This window comes from Yersinia sp. 2540 StPb PI (genome assembly GCF_052217165.1).
GTDB classification, from domain to species: Bacteria; Pseudomonadota; Gammaproteobacteria; order Enterobacterales; family Enterobacteriaceae; genus Yersinia; species Yersinia enterocolitica_E.
In genome coordinates, this window is sequence record NZ_JAZGQC010000001.1 from 1704626 (window position 1) to 1721967 (window position 17342).

Below are 17342 nucleotides of genomic sequence, written 5' to 3' on the forward strand. Positions count from 1 at the left end.
GTCCTATCAAAAGTGGGCTGGGGGACGCTGAATAGATTAATCAATACATTGTATTTATTGATAAAAATTGAGTTCAAACTTTCTGTGTGTACCTAAACGTGTACCAATTATTGAAACTGACAGTGAAGTAGGCTGTGTTTATTAATGGATTTCTCTGCTGCTAGTTTATGTATTTGTAAGGTACCTTACGGAAAAAAAAGATTTATAGAAAAACTGTTCACACTGTTCACTTTTGAATTTAATCATTTAAATACAATGTATTAGATGGTGATGAGTTAGTGACGAGTTTATCCAAACTAGTCACTTGCTGTGAACAGTCGGCCATTGAATACAAAAACACCGGCCCAGGCCGGTGTGATTATTTTTGAGGTGCCAAGAGATGTGGGACGAATTGGGGATAAAAGAAAGGCCTGCAAGCAGGCCCGAGTACACACTGATACATTGCTCCCCGGTGTTGGATGTATGAGGTTTGTACAACGCAACTATAAGTGTCGTAACTGATAGCGTCCAATGGGTTAGGCAGATCAATAACGCCATATTGATCGGTAGAAACGATCGTGATGTTGTTTATTCAATGTGCTTCACATTTAGGCAACCAATCGGCCTCGCAGTCTTCACTTAATATCAGATTGGTTTGCATCCCCTGATTGGTCTTACGTTTTAATAAGGCTATTTCATATTCGCTCAAGGTTTGTGGCACAGCGCGCCCGAATGCGGTCAGGCTCATTGGCCGTTGATGGCCGCGCGCCTCCATAAATGACAGGTAAGCGTGATACAGGTATTTACGCGGGTTAGCCGGGATGATGTTGGCATTCCCCATATACAGGCCATTGGGGGTATTAACGGCCAGCAGATAACCACAAAAATCGACCAGCGGGTCAGCACCGCGTTTAATCTCCAGTGCTTCATCCGAGTTCTGCTGTGCTTCGAGTAGCGCACGAGCATCATTGGGGGCGGTAAAGCGCTGCATCAGGTGGCGCACTATCACTGCCAGTTCACCGGTAATTTTCGCCAGTAATAGCGGGTCGCGCTCATTGGCCGGAATAACCTCCGGGAACGGCAAAATAACCCGGCGACGGGATACGCCGCCACTGCGGTCACTGAACTGCATTGGGTTGTTATTGACGGCCAGAATCACCGCCGGAATATGAGTGGAATAGGCATCACGGTATTTCGGGTCTATGGCAACGGCATCACCGCCAGTAATGGCTTTAATGCCAGCCCCATCACCACTCCAACGCTCTTGGTCTGGCAGGATAATCAGTGAGAACCCCACCACGGAAGCACGTTCCCGCGATGACTCCAGCGTATCGATGGTAGCCGAGGTGGTATTGTCTTTACCGGCCAGCAAGCTGGCGATGGAGGCCATCACACTTTTACCACTGCCACCCGGCCCGGTCACTTCAAGGAACAGTTGCCAGTCATAGCGGTTCGCCAACACCATATAAAGCGCCGCGAGAATACGCTCCTGTTTCTCATGCTGTTGCCCGGCGGCCCGTGTTAACCAGCGCCAAAAGTGCGGGGCATGGTCGGACAGATTTTCCCCGGCTTTGGGCGGGGTGTAATCCACACTGTTCACGGTACGCAACCAGTGCGTTTTCTGGTGTGCGCTGAACTGGCCGGTAGTGGTATCAAATACCCCGTTACGAAAACCTATCAAGTGCCGAGCGGGTGTTCCCATTTGTGGCACCATCAGCTTGAGCGTATCGAGTACGCTATTAATCCCTGACGCTGAGAATGGGGCGCGGATTTTCTGGAACAGGGCGGCAATCTCTCGACTGAGAACCCGATATGGCAGCACCTGCCACGCCCCTTTTTCATAGCGACACAGGTCTTCACCCACCTGTGGTACGGCCAATAAGTGCTGATAGTGCTCTGCTAATAGTTCGGCCTTTTCACTGGCACTCATGGCTTTCAGGTCGGCGTCACTGAGCGTATCAAACGGGCTGGGCTGTTGCGGCTGATTGAATGCTTGTAACTGGGTCAGAGTAGCCAGTTTGCCTTGCTGCTGATAAACGTCGTTCCAGTCACCGACAACCGACGGCAACGCCAGCTTACCGCCGCTCAATTGGGCGGCCTCTGTTGCGCGGCTCTGGCCGGTGCCGTTCTCGTCATTATCGGCGGCCAACAATAGCAATGCATCCGGGTAGTGGGTACGCAACTGTTGCGCCAGTGCGGGCAGATTGTTAGCGCTGAGCGCGACACACACCGTTTCCCCTGTCAGATGATGCACCGTTAGCCCGGTAGCATAGCCCTCAGTCAGCCAGATAACGGCGTTATCCTGTCCGGCCAAAGAATGACAGGCTGTTTTCACTTGTCCCCCGGCCAGTGTGCGCTTGTCACCGTCGGCGTTAATCAACTGAACGTTAACCACTTCACCGCTACTGTCAGTCAGGGGGAATAACAGGTCGCCGGGTTGATAGGTAATACCCCCAACACACAACGGTTTACCGTGTAATGTCAGCGTCTCCAGCTCTGGCCAACCTTTGGTGGTCAGATAGGCATTCCCGGCCTGTGGTTGGGCGACAGTCAGCAACTGTCTGGCCTGTTCTGCGGCCTGCTGCCGTGCTTGCGCTTTCTCCTGCGCTTCCTGTCCGGCATTGTGTGCCGGTAATGGAGGGGTCGATGGTTCCCCTAACACCTCGGCCACTTTGCAGGCGGCTTCCTTGGTCGTGACCGCCAGCGCCTTTTCAACCAGATTCAGGCCATCGCCGCTGCCGCACTGGTTACAAAACCATGTGCCACGCCCTTGCAAATTATCAAAGCGGAAACGGTCTTTACCGCCACACATCGGGCAGGGCTGCGCTCGCCCTCCGGCGGTGATATGAATACCAAGCGCCGGGAGCAATACCGGCCACTGGCCGGTGGCTGCACGTGAGGTTTTTGAAACGTTTAATGTTGTCATTCTCTGTTTCTCCTCAGTGCAGGGTAGTCTTGCGGGTTGTGGCTATCTGCGCTTGGCACAGTTCATCCATCATTTTTTGCCCCAATACTGTCAGGCGTGGCGGAGCCAGCAAAATATCCGGTTGCACCATGTCACTGAGCATAGTGCAGGCCATATCCATACCGGCTTCTGGCCCGTGCTGGCGCACAAAGTAGCCCTCAATATCCATCGCAATCGCCATTTGCAATTCATCCAACGAGTAACCAAGGCTCACCCCGTGAGACACGCAGGTATCCAGATAGGCATGGGCTAACGCACGGCGATAAACAGCGGTACGGACTTCAACGGGCAGACAGGATTGATTCATGGTGTTCATACGATAGGTGCCTCCATGCGGGATAAGATTTGTGATTCGCAGGTGTTCATCACCTGTCCGAGCTGGTCAGTCAGTAACGCCACCATTGAGGCGAACGATTCAGGCGACGGTGGGGTAATGCCGTGTAGCAGACAGGTTTGTGCTTCCAGCATGTCGAGGAACGTCACGCCGACATTGTGCGCATGTTGGAGGCGTAAGAAATCAGCGTGAGGAATGGTGTACTGCGTATCGCTGAGAGAACGGGCGGCAAGGGTATTCATGCGACCTCCCCCAGCGGCAGACGGCCAGCAAACGACAGGATGTAGTCACGGGTTAAACGCAGGCGGGCATTCTTCTCACTGCTGGCGGTGGTACGCAACATACAGGGACGCGCCGTTAATTCAGTACGGCGAACAGCAGCAAACAGATAGATAAATTGCGGGTGTAACGGGGTGAGGGATGTAGCCATAGTGGCAGCCTCCAATAAGTATTGGTTATTGCTACCACGGAAGTTCTCACACTTGGGTGGTAGCCCAGACGGGGGTGAGAAACCGGCCTTATTGGAAACCGGCCAGCCCGAAGGCTGCCCCGCCTGAGCCACCATTGCTTGATAGCGACAGTGATGTCGAAACCACTGTGCAAAAAACTGGTAGGCCGAGGCCACGACATAAAAAAACACGCCTGGCGCGTGTTGTGTCGCCAATAAGTAACACGGGTTCTCACGCCCGGCTGTCGATTTTGCGACAGCACGGCGACTATAACGCAAGGCCTGCAAAAAATGCAAGCCAGAGAAAAGCCCTTTATGCGGGATGAGCGTCATCGGTTTAACAGTCAGTCTGAATATCAGGCTTGGGCTGTACGGGGGCACGGGCGTAGAAATTGGCCTGCGCTGGCGTGCCTGCCGCATTGCCCGACATCACTTGCACCACGCCGTTTAGCTGGCTGCGGTACTTGGGTAAAGCAAGGCCGGGTTGTTGCTGCGCAATCTGGAACGCCTCAGCGATGTATTGCACGTCTCCATCATTCAGAGTGAAGAATTGCTCGCCGATTTTTAGGGTGATCATGCTGATACCCCCTGACGGTTAGCAATACGCTCTGCCATCCAGCCCTCAATCTCAGAGGCCAGCCATGCGACGTTCTTACCGCCGAGGGAAATCTGTGCGGGGAAGTGGTCACGGCTAATCAGTTCATAAATGGTCGAGCGGGATAATGCGGTGGTGTTAATCACTTCCGGCAGACGCATAAAGCGGTCACGCGGGTAGTGTGTTGCCATGGGTGGTGGCGTATTGGATAGAGCCTGTTGGGTCATTGCAAGCATGAAAAGCTACCTTGTTGTTGTCCGGCCATATACCGCCGGGTTTGCTGGGATTCAGTTGGGTAACCCCCTATTGTGAGAATATTTTTACCTGATGCAACAAGCCGTTGTTGTGTGATTTACCACAACAAACACGCGTAAAAATGACGGTATTTGACTCTCTGGGTCTATGTGGGTGTATTCGGGTATATGTGTGGAAGGGGTGTTTTTTTGTACTGAGTCGTTAAAGCTAAAATGAATTAAAAGACATTGATTGATATTAAAATGCTCTAAAAAGAGTGGTGGTGGTTGAGCACAACAGTGAGGATTTGGCCTACTTTTTAAGCTAGCCAGAGAAAAAGCTCTTTTTAACCAAGTGAACAGTAGTGAACACTTGGTGAATAGTTTTAAATGGACTGTTCACCCTTTTATTTATTGATTATTAATACTTTTTTCCTAAAGTGAAGAGTAGTGAACAGTTTTTATAAAACTATTATTTTTATAGCCCTTTTAGTTTGATTTGAGAGTGTGTTGTATGGGAAATGGCACAACGGGCATTGATTGAGGCGTTGTGTGAGAGCTTGCAAAATGACTCCACCTTGACTGAAACGGAGTTATACCAATGAGCACGATCCCTGACATGACCCCTTTGGAACATTTTGAAGTGGCGAAAGCAGCACATCAGAAAAACATGCTAATACTGAATGAAGTTACCTCCGCAATTACTCGTTGCCATGAGCAACAACAAGAAGCAGAAATAAAAGGCAAGCAGGCGGAAAGTAGCTGGCGGAGCTTGTTTCGTAATATGCGCGGTGAAATGACCGATGAGCTGAAAGAACAGCATGGTCAGCGAATCTCACAAAAAGAATTAGCTAAGGAGTTCTCAACACTAATCAAAGAGCTGGAGCTTGATAAAGATTCAGCGATGCTGGCATGTTGTTATTCAGCAAAAAAACTTGAAAATACCTATAAAAATAACTTTAAAATTTATGCTGAACAAGAATGGCGACAGGCTTTACTGGAACTCCCCTCATCTCTGATAAGGGTTATTAAGTTGAAATTACGTGCTCTAGCACTAGCTGATGAGGGCAACGAAAATCAGCTTGGTTATGAAACCCCGGATAAGATAATGGAACGACAAGTAGGGCGGATATTAGTAGATGTTGCGGAGCGTCATAAGATCTCAATATACCCAGACTCAACTTTAGATAAAATCGGCTGGAATAGGCCTAATTTAGATGGAGTGGACTGGAAGTTATACAATAGCCCGGCTTCTTGCTCTAAATTAGCCAAAGAGATAATTATAAAAAGAAAAAAATTACAGCAAGAAGAGGAAAGCTAATATGATGCGTTGCCCAGTGTGTAAACATGCGTCTCATACTCGCGCCAGTCGCTATTTATCAGAGCAGACCAAAGAGGCATATTATCAGTGTCAGAATATAGAATGTTCTTGTACCTTTAAATCGATTGAGAGTGTGGATAAAATAATCACTAGCCCTCCGGTTAAAGAGCCAGAAATAATACCCGCTGTTATTCTACCAGAGCGAAAAGTATTAAATCGCTACGGTTCTAACGCACGAATTCATTAATAATCCCACCCTGCCTGTAACCTCTCAAGGCAGGGACTTTTCCCCACTCTCACCACTTTGCCCTTGCCGTTTGAGGGCTTTTTCTCTGGCTAGCCTGCCAAAAAGAGCACTGCATGCATATAGTGCATGATTTTGCATGCAACACCCCAGCATAAAAACATCTGAAACACCGCGCCACAAGGGCTTGTAGGCTCTCTATGCCATGCATGAAAAGTGCATGATAAAGTCAGAGCGCGTAGGCGGGGGACCATTGCGCGCTGGGGCGGATAAGCTACCATAACTTATCAAGATCAATAGTATCACTCTGCGGGGCGTCTGATTTATTTAATCGATCAATTTGTATTATTAATGGGGTGTGAAAAGCAGTTCCTGAAATAACACATGCCCCAGCAGGTAAGTTAGGGATTAGAGATCTTGATGCGTTATCTAAACTACTTACCGTATTTTTAAGTAGAAACAGGTCATTATCATTGACGAGTCGATGTAAAAAATAGTTATGCAATTGAGAAATAATTGTCGCAGATATATCTGCTGGGCGCTGGCTAGCAATGGTTACAAAAAATCCAAATTTTCGACCTTCCTTAATTATTTCTTCGAATAATTCTAATCTGTAGTCCTTCCATGTTTCAGACTCACGATTAGATGTGTCTGATAATATATTATGTGCTTCATCGATAATTAAATGAAAGCTAGAATTTCCATTGTTGTTTTTTTTGTGTTCTGAAAAAGAACATTTAGCAATCATCATTGGAATCATTTTTTTTGTATCTTGATTACAGTTCCTCAAGGATATGAATGTCAATGGTTTCTGTTTTGAATTTACGCCTTCTACTACTTCAATAACTTTCTCAAGTGTTTTTGCTGAGGCCATTATTTTATTTATTAATGGACTAATATGCTCGTATTGAACGTAGTTTCTTGATACAGACTGTATAAGTTGAAGAGTTGAACGTATGATTAAATTTTCAAAAACAGAAATTTTAGTAGTATCTATCTTTATCTTTTTTAGTTCAGGTGTTTTTTCTAGATACTCTTCTGGAGAATTAGGGTACGAACCATTAATGTAATACTTGTTATTTTCCCCTCTGGAAAACCAACTGAATTGAGAAAGTTCAGTATAAATCGCCCCTTCATTTTTCGGAGATATAATACTAATTATTGAACGAAGGACACTTATTGTTTCCCTATGTTGGTTTTGCCCAAACATAACCTTTAATGTTTCATGGAAATAATTGTTGAGGCCATCATTATATTTTTCTTTATTCCTTACTAGAATGCTCAAAAATGGTTTTTGAGTTTTTTCTGTTGCTGAAAATAAAACAGATAATAATTCAGAGTCCCAAAATTCAGTATGAGTTAACTTTAACTTATCTTTCCCTTCCCGCTCATGCGTATTAAGCTCAATGTAAGTACTGATTTTTTTGAATTGATTATGAATCGGCTTATACTCACCATTGAAATCAATAAATAAGAATGATGACTTTGATTCTAATTTCCCTTCGATCTTTTTAAATAACTCAGTATATATTTTTGCTAATGAGTTTGATTTTCCACTTCCTGTATTTCCAAAAATACCAATGTGTGTATTGAATAAACCATTTATTGGTATGTATATTGGTATTTCTTCTAAGAGAGACTTTCCAATTAGAATTTGCTTAATACTAACTTTGCTGCTAAACGTATATATACTTGAAATTATCTTGTCAGAAATCAAAAAAAGTTCATCTTGGATCATTGGTAAATATTTTATTCCAGGATGAAATTTGTCTCTATCAACATAACCTATTACTTTAATATCAATAAATCGATCATATCTATCCATATTAGATTTTACATCTGAATAAGATTTACTTTCTAATATTTCTTCGCCTTCAATTTTACCTACTATTTTATGATAACCTTTTTTTATAATTATAAACTCGTTTATAGATACACCCCTATATAAAGCTCCATCATATATGTAGGTAGTTTGATAAAGGTTTGGTAAAATCAAAGCACGGATAGATGTTCCTTTCACCGAAGTGATATTCCCAATTACAAATTGCATATAAGTCCCTCTAAAGGCAAAGACTCGTCTTTACTGAATATACAATTGATAAATCTTTTGAAGTTTAAATTATTCTCAACAGTGTTAGAGTCAGGGTAAATAAAAATAATCTTTTTATCTGCTAGTAACTTCTTTATTTCACCTTTATCGGATTGCTTATAACAAAAAATAAATACTACGAGAGAGGGATTGCTAAGTGATCGTTTAATTATTTCTCTTATATGCTCATCTTTAAATGAAAATCCAAAACAGATTAAAACAGTTTGTGGTTTTTCAAGCTCATAACTTAATAATCTAAGTGACTGATAATAATGTTGTTGCAATACGGTTTCTTCAAATTTCAATTTAGTTGGATTCACGATTGCAAGTTTATCATACTTAACCCTGAACTGTTTTAGTAAGTTTTTATCATTTTCACAGAGTGATAATGCTACATCAGCATCGTCTATAATATTCTGTTCTTCAATTATATCAATAGATGTTAGAAGACTATCGCGATTTTCCAATTTAATATTTAATAAATCAGGATATTTTGATGGATATATAATTCTTATTGCATCATCACCAACTTTATTCCATGATACTGAACCATGCATTTTTATTAAGTTGATCGTAGGGATCTCGAATTTATAAAGATCGTTAGTGCCTTGATGCCAAGTTGAAGTATGAAAATTACTAATGCTTAAGTGTCTTACATTTAGGCCTCGAGCACCATCATTAAAAATAAAACTTGAATTATTTGATAGGTTATCTGCTGCTCTTTCCATAAAGAGATCATAGTTAGTTGTAAAAATGTTCGCTCGGCGTATTTGATTCGCACTTTTATTTTTTATTAACTCAGAAAGTAATTTAATAAACCGCATGTAATCAATCAATGTTCTTCTGAAACTAATTTTTTGTTTTAATTGTAGAGGTTTAAGGCAGTAGCTTTTTTTTAGTATTGTTTTACAGTAATGATAGTAAATGAAATCTTCTACCATCTTATAATTTTTTGTTAGTTAGTAAATCCTCATATGTTAAATCATCTTTTATTTTTAATGTGGGAATATATGATGCAGAGGCACCGGAACCGAAAAGAAAATTTATATTCTTGTCATATAATTCCTTGGCTTTAAATGCTTTTGATAAATCATCTTTCATTTTTTATCCTTTTTGAATTTGATTTGTACAAAAAAATCCCCACCAACTTAGTAAGTCTATTCTTTGTTCTAAATAAGTCGAGCGATTATATGCTCTTCTGACTTCGTTCTTGTCACTGTGCGACAGCGCAGCCTCAATAACATCGGCGTTAAAGCCAGCTTCATTCATCGCAGTGCTTGCAATAGAGCGTAGGCCGTGTGCAACTAGTTTCCCACCATAGCCGATACGTTTTAATGCCGCATTTGCTGTCTGACTGTTCATTGGTTTTTTGGGATTATTACGGCTAGGAAATACATATTCCTGATGGGCACTAATAGGACGCATGATTTCGAGTATTTCTAGTGCTTGCTCTGACAGTGGAACAATATGATCGCGCTTTGCCTTCATCCGTTCTGCAGGTATACACCACTGCTTATTCTCAATATCGATCTCTGCCCATGTTGTTGCTGATGCCTCCGCGGGACGTATCAGCGTCAATAATTGCCATTCAAGTAAGCAGCGAGTTGGTATCGATAGATTGCTCATGGCTATAGTACGCATTAGCTTGGGTAATTCTTCTGGCCTTATGGTTGGCATATGCTGCTTTTTAGGGCGTTCAAAAGCGTTACCTATACCTGATGCAGGATTAGCATCAATCAAGCCTACATTTACCGCATAAATCATTATCTCGTTTATACGTTGCACCAATCGCCTGACCGTCTCTAATGCCCCACGTGCTTTGATTGGTTCTAACGTCTGTATCAACGTTCTCGCTTTGATATCCTGCACCGGGGTATTTCTGATAGATGGCAAAATATCTTTCTCTATGGAGCGCCAAATATCTTTTGCGTGTTCTTCGCTGACATGTGTTTTTTTTAGGCTAAACCATTTTTGTGCAACATTCTGAAAAATACTCTCTTGGGCTATCTGGCGTTCTTCAGCTTGTTGCTCTTCTTTCTCTTGGGGATCAATACCACGAGCGAGTAGTGTTAGTTTATCATCTCGTATTTGTCGCGCATCGGCTAATGAGAGTGCGGGATATGCCCCAAGACTAACATTTGTACGTTTGTCACTGGCAGGGCGTTGATAGCGTAAACGCCATAACTTCTTGCCACTCGTTTTAACAAGCAGGAATAGACCATTGCCATCATGCAGAGTGAAGTCTTTATCTTGAGGTTTGGCTTTCAAAATTTCATTGTGGGATAAAGGGCGTGTTATTCGCGCCATAGCTAGCCTTTTTCCATAATTGGTACACGTTTAATGGTACACATTATAACGTGTACCTAAACGTGTACCAATGTTTACTGGATTTAGCCGGATATCCTCGGACTACTACAGACACAAAAAAACCCGCAAACCTAGGTGGAATGCGGGCTTTCCGTACTTCTCCGGACTTATCTGGTAATACCCGGATCATTATTTGGTGGAGCTGGGGGGATTTGAACCCCCGTCCGAAATTACTACGCCGTCGGCACTACATGCTTAGTCCAGTCATTACATTCGCCGGTTAGCTGCGGACGGACACGCCACTAACAAACTATCCTGATTAGTTTTAATGCTTCAACCCCAGGCAAGGTTTCCACACGAGCTCTTTTGGGTTTGACCTCTCTTGATCCCCGTCCTAAGAGCGGAGGCTAGGGAGAGAGGGAACCTTCAGTTTCTTAGGCTGATTAAGCTGCTAAAGCAGCAGATTCGTATTGCGAGTCGTTTGCAATTATTTTTTTTGCGGTTTTTTACGAGGCCTCCGCACCTCGGCATGCACCTTGGGTTTCGCGAATCCCGTCGAATCCAGAATCAGCCCCAAAGAACTTCTATAGTATACCAGAACTATACGCTGATAAGCCAGAGACTTAACGGTTAGCGTGTTTCATTATTCTGGCTTTATCGACCTGCCATTCACGATCTTTGATGTCATCACGTTTATCGTGATCTTTCTTACCTTTTGCGACACCGATTTTAACTTTAACCCAGGCATTTTTCCAATATACGGAAAGGGCAACTACGGTAAAACCGTCGCGATTAACTTTACCGAGCAGCGAATCCAGCTCGCGTTTGTTTAGCAGCAGTTTACGGGTACGCATTGGCTCGCAGACAACATGAGTCGACGCAACGTTCAACGGCGTAATGGTGGCGCCAAACAAGAAGGCTTCGCCATTTCTAAAGGTTACGTAGCTATCACTAATGTTGGCTTTGCCAGCACGCAGAGATTTTACTTCCCAACCTTGCAGCGCAAGACCCGCTTCGAACTCTTCTTCAATGAAGTATTCATGGCGGGCTCGTTTATTTTGCGCAATGGTTGCGGAACCGGGTTTGTATGCTTTTTTCTTTGTCATAGTATTGATCATTATACTGTATGCGGAGGCGAATGAAATCCTTTCCCGCAGGATGCCTGTGCATTTTGTCTCATTTGTTGCGTAGAATGCCTAGCAGATTTTTTGTCTGGCGGTAGATAAATGGTATTATCAGCGCGTTTTATGTCTCACAGGAAATGTTATGCCACAGATTAGCCGCTCTGCGTTGGTTCCGTTTAGCGTAGAACAGATGTATCAACTGGTTAATGATGTTCGCTCTTATCCAGAATTTTTGCCTGGTTGCACCGGCAGCCGGGTGCTTGATGTTACTGAGAATGAAATGACGGCCGCAGTCGATGTCGCCAAGGCTGGTATCAGTAAAACGTTTACTACACGCAATACATTGACTGATAACCAGAGCATTAATATGCAATTGGTAGATGGGCCATTTCGGAAATTAATGGGCGGATGGCATTTTACCCCATTAAGTGCAGATGCTTGTAAAGTTGAACTGCACCTGGATTTTGAATTTACCAATAAGCTGATTGAGTTGGCTTTTGGTAAAATATTCAAGGAATTAGCTGGCAATATGGTGCAGGCGTTCACTCAACGTGCTAAAGAGGTATACAGTGTCTGAGATTCGCGTTGAGGTGGTTTATGCCTTGCCTGAACGCCAATATTTGCGCACTGTTTCACTTGAGGCTGGCAGTACTGTTGAGGATGCTATCAAAGCATCAGGTTTACTTGAGTTACGATCAGATATTGATCTGACAAAAAATAAAGTGGGTGTTTACAGCCGCCCGGTAAAGCTGGGAGATAAGCTTAACACGGGTGATCGTGTTGAGATTTATCGCCCTCTGAGCGCAGACCCTAAAGAGTTACGCCGACAACGCGCCGAACAGGCAAAAAAATAAGGCACCGTCTGTGCCTTATTTTTATTGTAGCCCTGAACTGCTATCGAAGAAAAAGCGTACGCCATCCTATGGTTGCATAAGTATTAGGCGGCTTGTTGCCTAAAACCATAATCAGTATTCGTTCCCTTCATCTGCTCTGCAATCTTCGGATAAATTAATTTCCTGCTAATGTTGGTTCGTTTTTGATATCAGTCAGCACGCCGCTGCTATCAAAGGTCAACGTCAACGTCTGTTGTGTTACTTTCTGGTGGCCAGGTTGTTGGCGGAACACATAGAACCAGGTTTTAGTGCCAAACGGGTCCTGTAGCATTGGTGTGCCTAAGGTATATGCCACTTGTTGCTGGGTCATACCTTTATGAATTTTGGACGCGTCATTAGGTGATAGATAGTTACCCTGATTAATATCAGGCCGGTAGACCACCTTCTCCAGCGTTGAACAACCCGCAGTAAGCATTGCAAGCATCACAGCGGCGGCAGTCAGCATTTTACAGCGCATAGTAATCACATTCCTTTAGGGCGTAGGATGACGATGATAATAGACCTTGCAGCAGTTGGAAACCTTTACAGGGCACCTGTATGACCTCTGGAAAGGAAAAAAGTTAATCTTTTCTATGCTGCGAGCAATTCTTTTGCATTTGCCAAGGTGTTTTTCGTCACTTCACTGCCGCCCAGAAGGCGCGCCAACTCTTGCAAGCGGGCTTTTTTATCTAGCCGATGCATATGGGTTTCGGTTTCAGTGCCATCGGTTTGTTTACTCACAAAGAAATGTTGATGGCCACAACCCGCAACTTGTGGAAGGTGGGTCACACACATAACCTGAGTCGATTCACCAAGCTGACGCAACAGGCGGCCCACTATGGCTGCCGTTGGCCCACTGATACCAACATCAACTTCATCGAAGATAAGCGCAGGAGTGTCCATTTTACGCGCTGTAATCACCTGAATCGCCAATGCGATGCGAGACAGTTCACCACCGGAGGCGACTTTGGCCAGTGCTTGTAGCGGTTGACCTGGGTTGGTAGTGACGCAGAACTCAATGCGGGTCGCCCCTTCAGCACTGAGGTGCTCTGGCTCAAAATGGGTGTCAATCGTGAATTGGCCATGTGGCATTGATAATTCATGCATGCTTTCGGTAATTAGCGCGGCCAATTCATCAGCATAATGCTGACGTTCTTGATGCAACCGGTTAGCTATCTCTAACGCGTGTTGATAGTGAGTATTTACCGCGTGGCTGAGTTGCTCATGGTCGTTTTCTTGCCGTGACAGCTGTTCTTGCTCATCCAGCAATTGCTGATGAAACAAGGGTAACTCTTCTGGTGCTACATGGTGTTTACGGGCCAGATTTAATTGACGAGATAACCGTTGTTCCAATTCATACAAACGGTTAGGGTCCATATCAAATTGCTCCGCATAGTGGCGTAGCTCATCACTGGCTTCACTGATTTGGATAGAAGCCTCTTCTAGCATATTTAATAAATTATTAAATTGTTCATCCATGCCAGCCAGTTCGGTTAACTGGTGTTTGGCTGAGAAGAGCTGGCTAAGAATGTTATTCTGTTCATCATCCGACAGCAATTGTAAGGCTTGTTGGCTGAGTGACAACAACTGCCCACTGTTTGCCAAACGCTTATATTCGATATCAATTTGTTCATATTCCCCCGCTTGTGGGACAAATGAATTTAGTTCTTTCAACTGATATTGCAGTAATTCCTTTCGGGCGTTACGTTCCAGAGATTGCTGTTGATGGAGTGCCAGTGCCCGGCAGCTTTGGTGCCAGATTTGATAGGCTGCTTTCATTTCGCTCAGCAAAGCAGACTGGTCTGCGTAGGCATCTAATAGCTGTTTTTGATGATCTGGTCTTAATAGCAACTGATGGGCATGTTGGCCGTGAATCTGGATGAGATGTTGGCCTAACTCTCGCAGTTGTGACAGGGGGACTGCCGTACCATTAATAAAGCCTCTTGAGCGGCCATCGGTTCCAATAGCCCGCCGCAATAGGCATTCATTGCTGTCATCAAGATGGTTGTTTTCCAACCACTGTCGGGCCGATGGGGTGTCTGTCAGTGAAAAGCGAGCACAAATATCAGCACGCGTTGCACCTAAACGCACCATGCTGCCATCTGAGCGGCTACCAAGGCATAACCCCAATGCATCTATGGCGATAGATTTACCTGCCCCTGTTTCGCCAGTAATTGCTGTCATCCCGGGTTGAAAATCGATTTCTAACTCACGCACAATTGCAAAATTACTGATGGTTAATTGGGCCAGCATGGTAAATCTCCTGTACATAAACACATAGCTGTATTTGAATACAGTATAAACTGGTTTTATATACAGTAAAGTCCTTGCGGCACTTTTTAGAATAATTTTTTCGACCAGCCTAATTTTGTACTTAACGTATTGAAATAACTGTAGTCCTTTGGATGAATAAGATTAAGGTGAAAATCACTACGGCGAATTAATACTTCTTCACCCTCCTGAATCGGTAGTGCTATCTGGCTATCACAGCTTATTTCCAGGTCGCTGGTGATTTGCGAAAACTTCAATCGGATGGTGCTGCTACTATTAATGACCAGAGGTCTGGCGGTTAGAGTGTGTGGGAACATCGGGACCAATACGATGGCGTCCAGGGTGGGGGTGAGGATTGGGCCACCTGCCGAGAGCGAATAAGCCGTCGAGCCGGTAGGGGTGGCAATGATCAGGCCGTCTGAACGTTGAGAAAAAGCGAAGCGGTTATCGATATACACTTCGAATTCAATCATATGTGCCACTTTACCCGGATGCAAAACCACTTCATTGATTGCTGTGCTGATGCGGCTTTGCTGATTGGTACGAGTCACTTGTACTTCTAGTAAGAAGCGTTGTTCGCTTAGATATTCGCCTTCCAGTACATCTGAAAGTTGTTGTTGGGCATTATCCGGGTCCAAATCAGTCAGAAAGCCCAGATTGCCTCGGTTGACACCGATGACTTTGATATCATAGCGAGCGAGTACTCGCGCGGCACCGAGCATATTGCCATCGCCCCCGACCACCACGGCTAAATCGGCTTTTTGGCCAATGTCAGCCAAGCTGCCGGTAATGGCATCGGTTAAATTTAGATCTTTGGCGATCTGCTGTTCAACCATCACGTCATAACCTTTGGCGTTTAACCAGTGGTAGAGCATCTCATGGGTGGCAAGTGCAGCCGGATGCCGTGGGTGACCGACAATACCAATACAATTGAATCTTTTATTATTCATTGCCGTGATTTTCCTTACTGGGGCGTCTTTTACCCCACATTATGACCGGTTCCCTTGAATCCCCGGTTTTGATCCCCATAATAAGCCAAGTAGCGAGATTAATGCTAAAACGCGGAGATATCCATGAGTAGTAAAGAACAGAAAACACCAAACGAGCAAGTCTCGGAAGAAATGGAAAATGCAGCAGAGCAGCAAGTGGAAGCGACACAAGAGACGGGTGAAGGTGTAGATCCGCGTGTTGCCGAGCTTGAAGCGCAGTTGGCTGCAGCCGTACAGCGTGAGCGCGAAAGCTTGCTACGCGCTAAGGCTGAAGTTGAGAATATCCGTCGTCGTACTGAATTGGATGTTGAAAAAGCGCATAAGTTTGCACTGGAAAGATTTTCATCTGAATTATTGCCAGTGATCGATAATCTGGAACGTGCACTGGATACTGCTGATAAAAGCAATACCGAACTGACTTCGATGATTGAAGGTGTCGAGTTGACGCTGAAATCACTGCTCGATGCAGTAGGTAAATTCGGCATTGAGGTTGTCGCTGATACCCATGTGCCGTTTAATCCTGATGTTCATCAGGCAATGACGATGCTTGAATCTGCTGATCATGAACCAAATCATGTGATGATGGTGATGCAAAAAGGCTATACGCTAAATGGCCGTTTGCTACGCCCGGCAATGGTTGCGGTATCTAAAGCGAAAGCTTAAGGTGTCCTGACGTGAAAAAGGCACCTTCGGGTGCCTTTTTTTATTTAACTATCTTGGTATTTTATTCTGCTGTTGGTAGTTTGGGTTGCCAATCAATAGCTTGTTGATTGTGCTGTTGCAGTAGCTGATTTGCTTGTGAAAAGTGCTTACAACCAAGAAAACCACGATGGGCAGACAGCGGCGATGGGTGCGGCGCTTTTAAAATAAAGTGGCGTTGGGTATCAATGATCCGGCCCTTCTTCTGGGCATGTGCTCCCCACAGCATAAAAATCACCCCATCACGATGTTCATTCAGGGCTGCAATGACTTTATCAGTGAAGGTTTCCCAACCAAGGTTAGCATGAGAGTGCGCATTACCTGCTTCAACGGTTAGCACGGTATTGAGTAGCAAGACCCCTTGTTCGGCCCAGCTTTGCAAGAAGCCATGATTGGGGCGCTCAAAGCCTGGGATATCGGTAGCCAACTCTTTGTACATGTTCGCCAAAGAGGGAGGCGCTGGCACCCCAGGTAACACAGAAAATGATAATCCATGTGCTTGATTGGGGCCGTGGTAGGGGTCTTGCCCTAAAATAACCACTTTAACCTGATCCAATTCAGTCAGGCGGAATGCGTTAAATACATCTTTTTGCGCAGGATAGATAGTCTTGCCAGCACTGCGTTCTGCTGCCACATAGGCCAGCGTATCTCTAAAGTAAGGCTGTTCTTTTTCCAGGCCGATCACATCGTGCCAGGTAAGGGAGGCAGACATAAACACTCTCCTTAGTTTCTGCAAAGTATTGATGTGCGTTAGCTTACCGGTTCAAACCGGTGAGTGAAACCGTTAAACCTGACTCTGTGACGTAATGATGATTTCTTGACCTTTTTATGCAAAAAATGTTGAAAATTTACAAAAATATTTGCTGTCAGTT

At 44.6% G+C, this 17342-nt stretch carries 20 protein-coding genes and 1 other RNA gene; 5 read left to right on the forward strand and 16 right to left on the reverse strand.

What is annotated here, in order from left to right; genetic code table 11:
• Positions 1-571 precede the first annotated feature (571 nt).
• The 6 genes from V1956_RS07750 to V1956_RS07775 are packed head-to-tail and all read right to left on the reverse strand — an operon-like array spanning position 572 to position 4557.
• Positions 572-2905, reverse strand: a complete 2334-nt coding sequence (locus V1956_RS07750) for a primase-helicase zinc-binding domain-containing protein (RefSeq protein WP_442824985.1) — start codon at positions 2903-2905, stop codon at positions 572-574.
• 13 nt (positions 2906-2918) lie between these two features.
• A complete protein-coding gene (locus tag V1956_RS07755) occupies positions 2919-3260 on the reverse strand; it encodes a DUF5375 family protein (RefSeq protein ID WP_442824986.1) in 342 nt (113 codons plus the stop codon).
• On the reverse strand, positions 3257-3520 hold the full coding sequence (locus V1956_RS07760) for a hypothetical protein (protein WP_050328778.1): 264 nt from the start codon (positions 3518-3520) through the stop codon (positions 3257-3259). Before V1956_RS07760 ends, V1956_RS07755 begins: the two co-directional genes overlap by 4 nt.
• Positions 3517-4059 (reverse strand): host cell division inhibitor Icd-like protein, encoded by a 543-nt coding sequence (locus tag V1956_RS07765; RefSeq protein ID WP_442824987.1) that lies wholly within the window; start codon positions 4057-4059, stop codon positions 3517-3519. Before V1956_RS07765 ends, V1956_RS07760 begins: the two co-directional genes overlap by 4 nt.
• 4 nt (positions 4060-4063) lie before the next feature.
• Positions 4064-4303, reverse strand: coding sequence for a hypothetical protein (locus tag V1956_RS07770; RefSeq protein WP_241916160.1), 240 nt, complete (start codon positions 4301-4303; stop codon positions 4064-4066).
• Positions 4300-4557 (reverse strand): helix-turn-helix transcriptional regulator, encoded by a 258-nt coding sequence (locus tag V1956_RS07775; RefSeq protein WP_025381895.1) that lies wholly within the window; start codon positions 4555-4557, stop codon positions 4300-4302. Before V1956_RS07775 ends, V1956_RS07770 begins: the two co-directional genes overlap by 4 nt.
• A 598-nt stretch (positions 4558-5155) precedes the next feature.
• Here V1956_RS07775 and V1956_RS07780 point away from each other — a divergent pair.
• A complete protein-coding gene (locus tag V1956_RS07780) occupies positions 5156-5875 on the forward strand; it encodes a hypothetical protein (protein WP_042547993.1) in 720 nt (239 codons plus the stop codon).
• A gap of 1 nt (position 5876) precedes the next feature.
• Positions 5877-6122, forward strand: coding sequence for an ogr/Delta-like zinc finger family protein (locus tag V1956_RS07785; RefSeq protein WP_442824988.1), 246 nt, complete (start codon positions 5877-5879; stop codon positions 6120-6122).
• A gap of 271 nt (positions 6123-6393) precedes the next feature.
• Here V1956_RS07785 and V1956_RS07790 read toward each other — a convergent pair whose 3' ends face one another.
• The 6 genes from V1956_RS07790 to smpB form a co-directional block, all read right to left on the reverse strand.
• On the reverse strand, positions 6394-8169 hold the full coding sequence (locus tag V1956_RS07790) for an ATP-binding protein (protein WP_442824989.1): 1776 nt from the start codon (positions 8167-8169) through the stop codon (positions 6394-6396).
• Positions 8157-8936, reverse strand: coding sequence for a hypothetical protein (locus V1956_RS07795; RefSeq protein WP_442824990.1), 780 nt, complete (start codon positions 8934-8936; stop codon positions 8157-8159). Before V1956_RS07795 ends, V1956_RS07790 begins: the two co-directional genes overlap by 13 nt.
• A 214-nt stretch (positions 8937-9150) precedes the next feature.
• Positions 9151-9309 (reverse strand): hypothetical protein, encoded by a 159-nt coding sequence (locus V1956_RS07800; RefSeq protein ID WP_442824991.1) that lies wholly within the window; start codon positions 9307-9309, stop codon positions 9151-9153.
• Positions 9310-9312: 3 nt separating this feature from the next.
• Positions 9313-10515 (reverse strand): integrase domain-containing protein, encoded by a 1203-nt coding sequence (locus tag V1956_RS07805; protein ID WP_338679945.1) that lies wholly within the window; start codon positions 10513-10515, stop codon positions 9313-9315.
• A gap of 194 nt (positions 10516-10709) precedes the next feature.
• Positions 10710-11090, reverse strand: a transfer-messenger RNA (tmRNA) gene (gene ssrA / locus V1956_RS07810).
• A 48-nt stretch (positions 11091-11138) separates the two neighbouring features.
• Positions 11139-11621: an SsrA-binding protein SmpB gene (gene smpB / locus V1956_RS07815; protein WP_049608454.1), complete on the reverse strand. Its 483-nt coding sequence runs from the start codon at positions 11619-11621 to the stop codon at positions 11139-11141.
• 160 nt (positions 11622-11781) lie between these two features.
• Between smpB and V1956_RS07820 the strand changes: the two genes are divergently transcribed.
• Together V1956_RS07820 and V1956_RS07825 are read left to right on the forward strand one after the other, a co-directional pair.
• Positions 11782-12216, forward strand: coding sequence for a type II toxin-antitoxin system RatA family toxin (locus V1956_RS07820; protein WP_005188672.1), 435 nt, complete (start codon positions 11782-11784; stop codon positions 12214-12216).
• Positions 12209-12493, forward strand: coding sequence for an RnfH family protein (locus tag V1956_RS07825; protein WP_032907001.1), 285 nt, complete (start codon positions 12209-12211; stop codon positions 12491-12493). Before V1956_RS07820 ends, V1956_RS07825 begins: the two co-directional genes overlap by 8 nt.
• 154 nt (positions 12494-12647) lie before the next feature.
• On the opposite strand, the gene bamE is transcribed toward V1956_RS07825, so the two are convergent.
• The 3 genes from bamE to nadK form a co-directional block, all read right to left on the reverse strand.
• Entirely contained in the window at positions 12648-12989 is a 342-nt protein-coding gene (bamE, locus tag V1956_RS07830) for an outer membrane protein assembly factor BamE (RefSeq protein ID WP_083163108.1), read from the reverse strand.
• A 113-nt stretch (positions 12990-13102) separates the two neighbouring features.
• On the reverse strand, positions 13103-14764 hold the full coding sequence (gene recN, locus V1956_RS07835; RefSeq protein ID WP_193784794.1) for a DNA repair protein RecN: 1662 nt from the start codon (positions 14762-14764) through the stop codon (positions 13103-13105).
• An 86-nt stretch (positions 14765-14850) separates the two neighbouring features.
• Entirely contained in the window at positions 14851-15732 is an 882-nt protein-coding gene (gene nadK / locus V1956_RS07840) for an NAD(+) kinase (RefSeq protein WP_083163112.1), read from the reverse strand.
• Between the two features lie 123 nt (positions 15733-15855).
• On the opposite strand from nadK, the gene grpE reads away from it, so the two are divergent.
• Positions 15856-16434 carry a nucleotide exchange factor GrpE gene (grpE, locus tag V1956_RS07845; RefSeq protein ID WP_372559701.1) on the forward strand — a complete coding sequence of 193 codons (579 nt, stop codon included), beginning with the start codon at positions 15856-15858 and terminating at the stop codon, positions 16432-16434.
• Positions 16435-16495: 61 nt separating this feature from the next.
• On the opposite strand, the gene ung is transcribed toward grpE, so the two are convergent.
• Positions 16496-17182: a uracil-DNA glycosylase gene (gene ung / locus V1956_RS07850; RefSeq protein WP_442824992.1), complete on the reverse strand. Its 687-nt coding sequence runs from the start codon at positions 17180-17182 to the stop codon at positions 16496-16498.
• Between the last annotated feature and the right edge of the window lie 160 nt (positions 17183-17342).

Bases quoted from the DNA above. Each gene is read 5' to 3' on its own strand.
- V1956_RS07750 (WP_442824985.1), bottom strand. From the start codon at position 2,905: ATGACAACATTAAACGTTTCAAAAACCTCACGTGCAGCCACCGGCCAG.
- V1956_RS07755 (WP_442824986.1), bottom strand. From the start codon at position 3,260: ATGAACACCATGAATCAATCCTGTCTGCCCGTTGAAGTCCGTACCGCT.
- V1956_RS07760 (WP_050328778.1), bottom strand. From the start codon at position 3,520: ATGAATACCCTTGCCGCCCGTTCTCTCAGCGATACGCAGTACACCATT.
- V1956_RS07765 (WP_442824987.1), bottom strand. From the start codon at position 4,059: ATGACGCTCATCCCGCATAAAGGGCTTTTCTCTGGCTTGCATTTTTTG.
- V1956_RS07770 (WP_241916160.1), bottom strand. From the start codon at position 4,303: ATGATCACCCTAAAAATCGGCGAGCAATTCTTCACTCTGAATGATGGA.
- V1956_RS07775 (WP_025381895.1), bottom strand. From the start codon at position 4,557: ATGCTTGCAATGACCCAACAGGCTCTATCCAATACGCCACCACCCATG.
- V1956_RS07780 (WP_042547993.1), top strand. From the start codon at position 5,156: ATGAGCACGATCCCTGACATGACCCCTTTGGAACATTTTGAAGTGGCG.
- V1956_RS07785 (WP_442824988.1), top strand. From the start codon at position 5,877: ATGATGCGTTGCCCAGTGTGTAAACATGCGTCTCATACTCGCGCCAGT.
- V1956_RS07790 (WP_442824989.1), bottom strand. From the start codon at position 8,169: ATGCAATTTGTAATTGGGAATATCACTTCGGTGAAAGGAACATCTATC.
- V1956_RS07795 (WP_442824990.1), bottom strand. From the start codon at position 8,936: ATGGAAAGAGCAGCAGATAACCTATCAAATAATTCAAGTTTTATTTTT.
- V1956_RS07800 (WP_442824991.1), bottom strand. From the start codon at position 9,309: ATGAAAGATGATTTATCAAAAGCATTTAAAGCCAAGGAATTATATGAC.
- V1956_RS07805 (WP_338679945.1), bottom strand. From the start codon at position 10,515: ATGGCGCGAATAACACGCCCTTTATCCCACAATGAAATTTTGAAAGCC.
- smpB (WP_049608454.1), bottom strand. From the start codon at position 11,621: ATGACAAAGAAAAAAGCATACAAACCCGGTTCCGCAACCATTGCGCAA.
- V1956_RS07820 (WP_005188672.1), top strand. From the start codon at position 11,782: ATGCCACAGATTAGCCGCTCTGCGTTGGTTCCGTTTAGCGTAGAACAG.
- bamE (WP_083163108.1), bottom strand. From the start codon at position 12,989: ATGCGCTGTAAAATGCTGACTGCCGCCGCTGTGATGCTTGCAATGCTT.
- recN (WP_193784794.1), bottom strand. From the start codon at position 14,764: ATGCTGGCCCAATTAACCATCAGTAATTTTGCAATTGTGCGTGAGTTA.
- nadK (WP_083163112.1), bottom strand. From the start codon at position 15,732: ATGAATAATAAAAGATTCAATTGTATTGGTATTGTCGGTCACCCACGG.
- grpE (WP_372559701.1), top strand. From the start codon at position 15,856: ATGAGTAGTAAAGAACAGAAAACACCAAACGAGCAAGTCTCGGAAGAA.
- ung (WP_442824992.1), bottom strand. From the start codon at position 17,182: ATGTCTGCCTCCCTTACCTGGCACGATGTGATCGGCCTGGAAAAAGAA.